Origin of the sequence: Streptomyces sp. NPDC001373 (assembly GCF_042895815.1) — a bacterium.
Lineage (GTDB): Bacteria > Actinomycetota > Actinomycetes > Streptomycetales > Streptomycetaceae > Streptomyces.
The window spans coordinates 256,346-265,732 of the sequence record NZ_JBIAWQ010000002.1; the positions used below are offsets into that span (position 1 = coordinate 256,346).

Annotated in this window: 6 protein-coding genes; 3 read left to right on the forward strand and 3 right to left on the reverse strand. The window is 71.7% G+C overall.

Annotation, left to right across the window (positions count from 1 at the left end):
• Positions 1-165 precede the first annotated feature (165 nt).
• Positions 166-1,992: an acyl-CoA dehydrogenase gene (locus tag ACFY15_RS06525; RefSeq protein ID WP_390686386.1), complete on the reverse strand. Its 1,827-nt coding sequence runs from the start codon at positions 1,990-1,992 to the stop codon at positions 166-168.
• A 176-nt stretch (positions 1,993-2,168) separates the two neighbouring features.
• Here ACFY15_RS06525 and ACFY15_RS06530 point away from each other — a divergent pair, with 176 nt between their 5' ends.
• Together ACFY15_RS06530 and ACFY15_RS06535 are read left to right on the forward strand one after the other, a co-directional pair.
• Positions 2,169-2,630 (forward strand): SseB family protein, encoded by a 462-nt coding sequence (locus ACFY15_RS06530; protein ID WP_390686265.1) that lies wholly within the window; start codon positions 2,169-2,171, stop codon positions 2,628-2,630.
• A gap of 120 nt (positions 2,631-2,750) precedes the next feature.
• Positions 2,751-3,758, forward strand: a complete 1,008-nt coding sequence (locus tag ACFY15_RS06535) for a pirin family protein (protein ID WP_366449930.1) — start codon at positions 2,751-2,753, stop codon at positions 3,756-3,758.
• Positions 3,759-3,989: 231 nt separating this feature from the next.
• Here the strand turns inward: ACFY15_RS06535 and ACFY15_RS06540 are convergent, their stop codons facing one another.
• Positions 3,990-6,227: a SpoIIE family protein phosphatase gene (locus tag ACFY15_RS06540; protein WP_390686266.1), complete on the reverse strand. Its 2,238-nt coding sequence runs from the start codon at positions 6,225-6,227 to the stop codon at positions 3,990-3,992.
• A gap of 148 nt (positions 6,228-6,375) precedes the next feature.
• On the opposite strand from ACFY15_RS06540, the gene aspS reads away from it, so the two are divergent.
• Positions 6,376-8,193 (forward strand): aspartate--tRNA ligase, encoded by a 1,818-nt coding sequence (gene aspS / locus ACFY15_RS06545; protein ID WP_390686267.1) that lies wholly within the window; start codon positions 6,376-6,378, stop codon positions 8,191-8,193.
• A gap of 100 nt (positions 8,194-8,293) precedes the next feature.
• Here aspS and ACFY15_RS06550 read toward each other — a convergent pair.
• The coding region (locus ACFY15_RS06550) for a VWA domain-containing protein (protein ID WP_390825109.1) at positions 8,294-9,387 on the reverse strand (1,094 nt) is incomplete at its 5' end.

Sequence of the window (9,387 nt, forward strand, 5' to 3'; positions counted from 1 at the left end):
GTGGCTCCTGGTCCTAACCCCCCCCCCCGCCCCCCCCCCCACCCCCCCCCCCCCCCCCCGCGGGGGGGCGCCCCCCCCCCCCGCCGGGGGGCGCCCCCCCCCCCGGGGGGGGGCCGCCCCCCCGCCGCGTCCGTGCACCGTGTACGGGGAGGGGGGCTGCCCGGACTAGAAGGCGGCCTCGTCGAGCTCCATGAGGGAGTTGTCGACGGCCTCGGCCAGCGCGCGCTGGACCGAGACGCCCGGCAGGACCTGCGCGGCGAAGAACTTCGCGGCGGCGATCTTGCCGGTGTAGAAGGGCACGTCCTTGGCGGAGGCGGCCTGGAGCTTCTCGGCGGCCACGGCGGCGCCCTTGAGCAGCAGGTATCCGACGACCACGTCGCCGGAGGCCATCAGCAGGCGGGTGGTGTTCTGGCCGACCTTGTAGATGTTCTTGACGTCCTCGCCGGTGGCGGTGAGGTCGACGATCATCTGGCCGACGATGGCCTCCAGGTCGACGGCGGCCTTGGCCAGCGCGTCGCGGGCCGGGGCCAGCTCCTCGCCGCCGACGCCCTCGGCGAGGAACTTCTTGATCGTCTCGGAGAGGACGTTCAGCGAGGCGCCCTGGTCGCGGACGATCTTGCGGAAGAAGAAGTCCTGGCCCTGGATGGCCGTGGTGCCCTCGTAGAGGGTGTCGATCTTGGCGTCCCGGATGTACTGCTCGATCGGGTACTCCTGCAGGTAACCGGAACCGCCGAAGATCTGCAGGGACTCGGAGAGCAGCGCGTACGACTTCTCCGAGCCGTAGCCCTTCACGATCGGCAGGAGCAGGTCGTTCAGGCCGATCTCGGCGGAGGCGTCCTCGCCGGCGGCCTCCTTGAGCTGGATCGCGTCCTGGACGGAGGCGGTGTACAGCACGAGGGCGCGCATGCCCTCGGCGTAGGCCTTCTGCGTCATGAGCGAGCGGCGCACGTCGGGGTGGTGCGTGATGGTGACCTTGGGTGCGGTCTTGTCCATGAAGTTCGCCAGGTCCGGGCCCTGCACGCGCTCCTTGGCGTACTCCAGCGCGTTGAGGTAGCCGGTGGAGAGGGTGGCGATGGCCTTCGTGCCGACCATCATGCGCGCGAACTCGATGATCATGAACATCTGGCGGATGCCGTCGTGCTTGTCGCCGATCAGCCAGCCCTTGGCGGGGTGCTGGTCGCCGAAGGTCATCTCGCACGTGTTGGAGGCCTTGAGGCCCATCTTGTGCTCGACGTTGGTGGCGTAGACGCCGTTGCGCTCGCCCAGCTCGCCGGTCTCCCAGTCGAAGTGGAACTTCGGGACGAGGAAGAGGGACAGGCCCTTGGTGCCCGGGCCGTGGCCCTCGGGGCGGGCGAGGACGTAGTGGAGGATGTTCTCCTCCATGTCGTGCTCACCGGACGTGATGAAGCGCTTCACGCCCTCGATGTGCCAGGAGCCGTCCTCCTGCTGGATGGCCTTGGTGCGGCCGGCGCCGACGTCCGAGCCGGCGTCGGGCTCGGTCAGGACCATGGTGGAGCCCCAGCGCTTCTCGACCGCGATCTGGGCGATCTTCTTCTGCGCCTCGTTGCCCTCGGCGTGCAGGATGCCGGCGAACGCCGGGCCGGAGGAGTACATCCAGACGGCCGGGTTCGAGCCGAGCAGCAGCTCCGCGTAGGCCCAGATGAGGGAGCGCGGGGAGGTGGTGCCGCCGATCTCCTCGGGCAGGCCCAGGCGCCAGTACTCCGAGTCCATGAAGGCCTCGTAGGACTTCTTGAAGGAGGCCGGGACCGGGGCGGTGTTGGTGGCCGGGTCGAAGACCGGGGGGTTGCGGTCGGCGTCCGCGAAGGACTCCGCCAGCTCGTTCTCGGCGAGGCGGGTCAGCTCGGACAGGATGCTCTTGGCGGTCTCGGTGTCCATCTCGCCGAACGGGCCGGTGCCGTACAGCTTTTCGCGGCCGAGCACCTCGAAGAGGTTGAACTCGATGTCGCGGAGATTCGACTTGTAGTGCCCCATGGCGACGGCTCCGTTAAGGCTCGGGGAGACAGGTTCCTCGTACATACCAATCGGTAACCTCATGATGCTACCCACCAGTAATAAGAAGCAACCCTTCTTCGCCGACTGTGACCAGCGTCAACCGGGTTCGGCTGGAGGGTCCCTGGGGGCGGGGGCCGCTCGGTAGGCTTCGGTCCATGTACGGCTACGACCAGAACGTGAGCGCAGGGCAGCAGCAGTACGCCGCCCCGCAGCAGATGGCCGGCGGGTACGGCGAGCAGCCGCTCTACCCCGAGCCCTCGCCGCCGTCGCTCGCCGACGCGGTGCGGGCCTTCACCACCGGATCGCTGTCCGCCGAGGACTTCCAGCAGATCTTCGCGACCTCGAAGGTCTACTGCCCGCGCGGCGAGACCCCCGGGTTCCTGGCGCTGCACAACACGCAGCAGCCGGTGATCCCGATGTTCACCACGCTCAAGCAGCTCCGCCGGTACGCCGGCAAGGAGTCCAAGTACTTCGTGATCACCGGCGCCGAGGTCATCGACCTGCTGCCGACCGGGTACGGCTTCGTCCTCGACATGGAGGGCGACCACCGGATGGTCTTCGACGCCAAGGCGGTCGAGCAGATGGTCGACTTCGCGATGCGCCGTATGTACGGCTAGGGGCGTAACGGCACCGGCTCACGGCACCCCCCGGGAATGGTCCCGGGGGGTGCCGTGTTGTGTGCGGGTGGCAGGAAGTTCGAGATTCAACTATTCTCGTCCCAGAAGGAGGTCCTGACCATGCCCGCAGTGACTGTTGAGAACCCGCTCGCGCTGCCGCGCGTCATCGCTCCCGCCGAAGGTGCCCAGGCCCGCCCCGTGCTGGGCGTGGTGGACGCACCCTCCGGCTTCGAGGGCGAGGGCTTCCCGGTGCGCCGCGCCTTCGCGGGGATCAAGTACGAGTACCTGGACCCGTTCATCATGATGGACCAGATGGGTGAGGTGGACTACGCGGCCGGCGAGCCCAAGGGGACCCCCTGGCACCCGCACCGCGGCTTCGAGACCGTCACGTACATCATCGACGGCACCTTCATCCACCGGGACTCGCACGGCGGCGGCGGAGTCATCACCAACGGTGACACGCAGTGGATGACGGCGGGCTCGGGCCTGCTGCACATCGAGACCCCGCCCGAGGAGCTGGTCATGTCCGGCGGGCTCTTCCACGGCCTCCAGCTGTGGGTGAACCTGCCCGCCAAGGACAAGATGATCACGCCGAGGTACCAGGACATCCGCGGCGGCACCGTGAAGCTGCTCGCCTCGCAGGACGGCGGCGCCCTGATCCGCCTGATCGCGGGCGACCTCGCGGGCCACGCCGGTCCCGGTGCCACGCACACGCCGATCACGATGATCCACCTGACGGTCAGCCCCGGCGCCGAGGTCACGCTGCCCTGGCGGTCCGACTTCAACGCCCTCGCGTACGGCCTCGCGGGCAGCGGTGCGGCGGGCGCCGACCGGCGGCCCTTCCGGATGGGCCAGACGGTGGTCTTCGGCAACGGCGACGGCCTGACCGTCCGGGCGGACGCCGCGCAGGACTCCCGCAGCGAGAACTTCGAGGTGGTCGTCCTCGGAGGGCTGCCGATCCGCGAGCCGATGGCGCACTACGGGCCGTTCGTCATGAACAGCCACGCCGAGCTCCAGCAGGCCTTCGACGACTTCCAGGCGGGCCGCCTGGGCGTCGTTCCCAGCACCGACGTGACCGGCCTCGGCCACCGCGGCGCGGGGCGGGCGGAGCCGGAGGAGACGGCCTGAGCGGGTGGGGTGGGCCGGGCCCACCCCACCCCTTACGCGGGCCCCCGGGCCCCGCGGCCGGGGCGGACCAGCGGGCCCGGAGCACCGACAGGACACCGGACACCGCGGCCGTCAGCGGCACGGCGGCCGCCGTGCCGCCGCGCCGGTTCGGGGAGGAGGGGCGTCGTCGGGTCCGGCATGACCTGGTCCGCCTTTCGGTGGCGCCGTGCCCGGAGTTCCGGGACTGGGCGGTCAGATGGACGGCCGGGGTGACTCCCGGTCCTCGTCGCCGTCCGGTTTGGACCGTTCGTGCAGCTCGAACCAGATCGACTTGCCAGCGCCGCGCGGGTCCACGCCCCAGACGTCGGCCAGCATCTCCATCAGCAGCACGCCGCGCCCGCTGGAGGCCATCTCGCCGGGGTGGCGCTTGTGCGGCGGCTCGTCGCTCGCGTCGGCCACCTCCACGCGCAGCCGCCGCTCGCCCAGCTCCCCCGTCGCCTCCGCGACCAGCAGCGCGTCGCCGTCGGTGTGGACCAGCACGTTCGTCACCATCTCGGAGACCATCAGCACCGCCGAGTCCACCTGCTCCGCGTCCGCCCAGTCGTGCAGCAGCTCCCGCACCTGCCGGCGGGCCCCCGCGATCCGGGCCGGCTCGGCCTGGGCCACGGTCAGCATCGTGCGCCGGGCGGGCCGCACGGGGTGTGCGCCGCCGGTCCCGCAGCCGCAGCTCGCGCTCTCGCGGCACAGCAGCACCACGGCTATGTCGTCCTCGCGGCGGTCGGCCAGCGGGCCGGTGGTGTGGTGCGAGGAGGGCCCGTGCACGGCCTGGACCAGCAGGTCGGCGAGGCGCTCGAGGTGGTTGTCCTCGGCGGCGCCGCTCTCCCCGGCCGCGGCCCGGGCCCGCGCGTCGTACGCGTCGCCCTCCAGGATGGCGCGCAGCCGCGCCCAGCCCGTGTCCAGGTCGTGCCCGCCGGTCTCGATCAGCCCGTCGGTGCACAGCATCATCGTCTCGCCGGGCTCCAGCGCGAACCGGGTGGTGGGGTAGTCGGTGTCGGGGACGATGCCGAGCGGCAGGCCGCCCGCCGTCGGCCGCATCAGCACCGTGCCGTCGGCCATCCGCACCACGGGGTCGGGGTGTCCGGCCCGGGCGACCTCCAGCGTGCCGGTCCGCGGATCGCACTCCACGTACAGGCAGGTCGCGAAGCGCGGGCTGCCGAAGTCGGCGTCGGCGCCGGACGCCGCGCGGGGATCCTCGTCCGGGTCGGGCGCCGAGCACAGCCCGGCCAGGAAGCGTGAGGCGCGCGAGAGCACCGCGTCCGGCCGGTGCCCCTCGGAGGCGTAGGCCCGTACGGCGATCCGCAGCTGGCCCATCAGCCCGGCGGCCCGTACGTCGTGCCCCTGGACGTCGCCGATGACCAGGGCGAAGCGGCCCGAGGGCAGCGGGATCATGTCGTACCAGTCGCCGCCGACCTGGAGCCCGCCGCCGGTGGGGACGTAGCGGGCGGCGATGGCCATGCCCGGGATCTCGGGGCCCAGCTGGGGCATCATCGAGCGCTGGAGGCCGGTGGTGAGCTCCCGCTCCGACTCGGCCACCCCGGCCCGCTGGAGGGCCTGGGCGAGCATCCGGGCGACCGTCGTCAGCACGGACCGCTCGTCCGGCGAGAAGGACACGGGGTGCTTGAACGCGGCCATCCAGGCCCCCAGGGTCCGCCCGGCCACGATCAGCGGCAGGAAGGCCCAGGAGGCCCGGCCGAAGCCCTGGGCGAGGGGCCAGGTGACCGGGAAGCGGCGCCTGTACTCCTCCGGTGTCGGGAGGTAGATCGCCCGCCCGGTGCGGACGGCCTCGGCGGCCGGGTAGTCCGTGTCGAGGGCCATCTCCGCGAAGGGGCCCTCGTCGCCGGGGGCGTGCCCGTGGTGCCCGATCACCGACAGCCGGTCGCCCTCCGCCCCGAAGACCGCCAGCCCGTCGGGGCTGAAGCCCGGCATGGACAGCGAGGCCGCGACCCGCAGCACCTCGGCGGTCGACCGCGCCTCGGCCAGCGCCCGGCCGGCGTCCAGCAGGAAGGCCTCCCGGGAGCGCCGCCAGTCGCCGGTGATGGGGGTGTGCGCGGCCGTGGTGCCGGGCTGCGGCTCGGCGATCTCCTGGATGGTGCCGACCAGCTCGTAGTCGACGCGGCCGTCGGCGGTGCGGTTCTCCAGCGGCTTGGAGCGGCTGCGGACGGTGCGCAGCACGCGCCCGTCCTCGTCCATGATCCGCAGCCGGGCCTCGGCGAGGGTGTCCTCGGCCACGGCCAGGTTGACGATGCCGTTGATCTCGTTCCAGTCGACCGGGTGGAAGCGTGCGCGGGCGGCGGCCTCCGGCAGGACGACGGGCTCGGCGGGCAGCCCGAGCAGCCGGGCGGCCTCGCCGTCGAGGGTGACCGTTCCGGAAGCGTTGTCCCACCGCCACAGGCCGGTCGCGATGGCGGCCAGGACGTCCTCGGTGCGCACCCGGCCATCTTGACAGGTCACCCGGCCGGGACGCCCGTCCGGCGCCCTCTGTCGCCGCGCTCCGGGCGCGCCCGGTGAGTGGGGCTCCCCGGACGGTAACCTTGGGACGGTTGAGTCCACCTGGAAATCGCGTAGAACTGGATGAGTGATGCATCGGTACAGGTCCCACACGTGCGGCGAGCTCCGTGCTTCCGACGTCGCATCCGACGTCCGGCTGAGCGGCTGGGTGCACAATCGTCGAGACCTGGGCGGCATCCTCTTCATCGATCTGCGTGACCACTACGGCATCACGCAGCTCGTCGCCCGTCCCGGCACCGCGGCGAACGAGGCCCTCAGCAGCGTCACCAAGGAGACCGTCGTCCGCGTCGACGGCAAGGTCGTTTCCCGTGGCACCGACAACGTGAACCCCGAGCTCGCCACCGGTGAGGTCGAGATCGAGGTCTCCGAGGTCGAGGTGCTCGGCGCCTCCGCTCCGCTGCCCTTTACGATCAACACCGACGACGGTGTGAACGAGGAGCGGCGCCTGGAGTACCGCTTCCTGGACCTGCGCCGCGAGCGCATGCACCGCAACATCATGCTGCGCTCGGCCGTGATCGCCTCGATCCGCTCGAAGATGGTGGCCCTCGGCTTCAACGAGATGGCGACCCCGATCCTCACCGCGACCTCTCCCGAGGGCGCCCGTGACTTCGTCGTCCCGTCCCGCCTGAACCCGGGCCGGTTCTACGCGCTGCCGCAGGCCCCGCAGCAGTTCAAGCAGCTGCTGATGATCTCCGGCTTCGACCGGTACTTCCAGATCGCGCCCTGCTTCCGTGACGAGGACGCCCGCGCCGACCGTTCGCCGGGCGAGTTCTACCAGCTCGACGTGGAGATGTCGTTCGTCGAGCAGGAGGACGTCTTCCAGCCGATCGAGAAGCTGATGACCGAGCTCTTCACCGAGTTCGGCAACGGCCGCGAGGTCACCTCGCCGTTCCCGCGGATCCCGTTCCGCGAGTCGATGCTGAAGTACGGCAACGACAAGCCCGACCTGCGCGCCAAGCTGGAGCTCGTCGACATCACCGACGTCTTCGAGGGCTCGGAGTTCAAGGCGTTCGCCGGCAAGCACGTGCGTGCGCTGGCCGTGCCGGACACCGCCGACCAGCCGCGCAAGTTCTTCGACGGCCTCGGCGACTACGCGGTCTCGCTGGGCGCCAAGGGCCTGGCCTGGGTGCGCGTGGGCGAGGACGGCTCGCTGACCGGCCCGATCGCCAAGTTCCTCACCGAGGACAACGTCAAGGTCCTCACCGAGCGCCTGGGTCTGGCCGCCGGGCACGCCGTGTTCTTCGGCGCGGGCGAGTTCGACGAGGTCTCGAAGATCATGGGCCCGGTCCGGGTCGAGGCCGCCAAGCGGGCCGGCCACTTCGAGGAGAACGTCTTCCGCTTCTGCTGGATCGTCGACTTCCCGATGTACGAGAAGGACGAGGAGACGGGCAGGATCGACTTCTCCCACAACCCGTTCTCCATGCCGCAGGGCGGCATGAAGGACCTGGAGGAGAAGGACCCGCTCGACATCCTGGCCTGGCAGTACGACATCGTCTGCAACGGCATCGAGCTGTCCTCCGGGGCCATCCGCAACCACGAGCCCGAGGTCATGCTGAAGGCCTTCGAGATCGCCGGTTACGAGGCCGAGACGGTCGAGCGCGAGTTCGCGGGCATGCTGCGGGCGTTCCGCCTCGGCGCCCCGCCGCACGGTGGCATCGCCCCGGGCGTGGACCGCATCGTGATGCTGCTGGCCGACGAGCCGAACATCCGCGAGACCATCGCCTTCCCGCTGAACGGCAACGCCCAGGACCTGATGATGGGCGCGCCGACGGTGCTGGAGGAGAGCCGCCTGCGCGAGCTCAACATCGCCGTGCGCAAGCCGGTCGAGACGAAGGCCGCCGACGCCAAGCCGGTCGCCGAGGCCGTCCACCCGGACGCCGCGCGCTGACGCTGCCGCTCTCGTAGCGGGAAGGGCCCGGGATCCTCGCGGATCCCGGGCCCTTCGCGTTGCCGTCTGCCGTCTGCCGTCTGCCGTTGTCCGTCGGCCGTCAGAACCGGTCGAGGACGCCCTTGAGGAGGGCGGCCGAGGTCAGCTCCGCGGGGGCCGGGCCCGCGTGGAAGAAGCCGGCGTTCTCGGCGTCCAGCTTGCGCAGGAAGTCGAAGGCCTTGGCGTCGTGGTCGCCGAACGCGACGAACTGCCAGTGGACGCCGGGGGCGGTGGCGGCGGCGTCCGCGATCGCCTGGCGGGCGGGGCGGACGTTGTCGGGCGCGCCGTCCGTCTGGAAGACGACCAGGGCCGGGCCCTCGCCGCCGTCCTTCAGGTACCGCTCGACGACGGCCTCGACGGCCACGTGGTAGCTGGTGCGGCCCATCCGGCCGAGCTCGGCGTGGCGGGCCTCGACCCAGGCCGCGTCGTGGCCGTCGAGGGTCAGGTCGGCGGTGCCGTCGAGTTCGGTGGAGAAGAACACCGTGTGCACGGTGGCCTCCTCGTCCAGGTGCGCGGCGAGTGCGAGGGCGTGGTCGGCGAGGTACTGGGCGCTGCCGTCCTTGTAGAACCCGCGCATGGAGCCGGAGCGGTCGAGGACGAGGTACACCTTGGCGCGCGCCCCGGTCCTGCCCTTGCCGCGCAGCACCTGCCCGGCGGCCTTGTACGCCGCAGGGACGGCCCCGCCCTTACGCCGCACCGCCGCCGCGGGGACCGCGGGCCCGGCCTCTGCCTCGGGCTCGGCAACCTCCTGCGCCTGCGGCGCGGGGGTCTTGGCTTCCTGCACCTGCGGCGCGACGGATTCGGCCTCGGCCTCCGGCAGAGCGGGGGCGGTGGTCTCCTCGGGCTGGGCTTCGGGCTCGGTGGCCGGCGCGGGGGCTTCCTGTGCTTGCGGCGCGGGGGTTTCCGTCTCGGCGGGTGTGTCCGGGGTCCCGGTGTCCGCGACGGCTTCGGGCGCGGTGGCCTCGGCCTCCGGCAGAGCGGGGGCGGTGGCGGAGGCAGGCTCGGGGTCCTCCGGGGCCTCGGGCTCGGCGGGCTCGGCTTCGGCGGCGGCCGGGTTGGGGGCGGTGGTCTCCTCGGGCTGGGCTTCGGGCTCGGTGGCCGGCGCGGGGGCTTCCTGTGCTTGCGGCGCGGGGGTTTCCGTCTCGGCGGGTGTGT

Bases quoted from the DNA above. Each gene is read 5' to 3' on its own strand.
- ACFY15_RS06530 (WP_390686265.1), top strand. From the start codon at position 2,169: ATGTACGGCTACGACCAGAACGTGAGCGCAGGGCAGCAGCAGTACGCC.
- ACFY15_RS06535 (WP_366449930.1), top strand. From the start codon at position 2,751: ATGCCCGCAGTGACTGTTGAGAACCCGCTCGCGCTGCCGCGCGTCATC.
- ACFY15_RS06525 (WP_390686386.1), bottom strand. From the start codon at position 1,992: ATGGGGCACTACAAGTCGAATCTCCGCGACATCGAGTTCAACCTCTTC.
- aspS (WP_390686267.1), top strand. From the start codon at position 6,376: ATGCATCGGTACAGGTCCCACACGTGCGGCGAGCTCCGTGCTTCCGAC.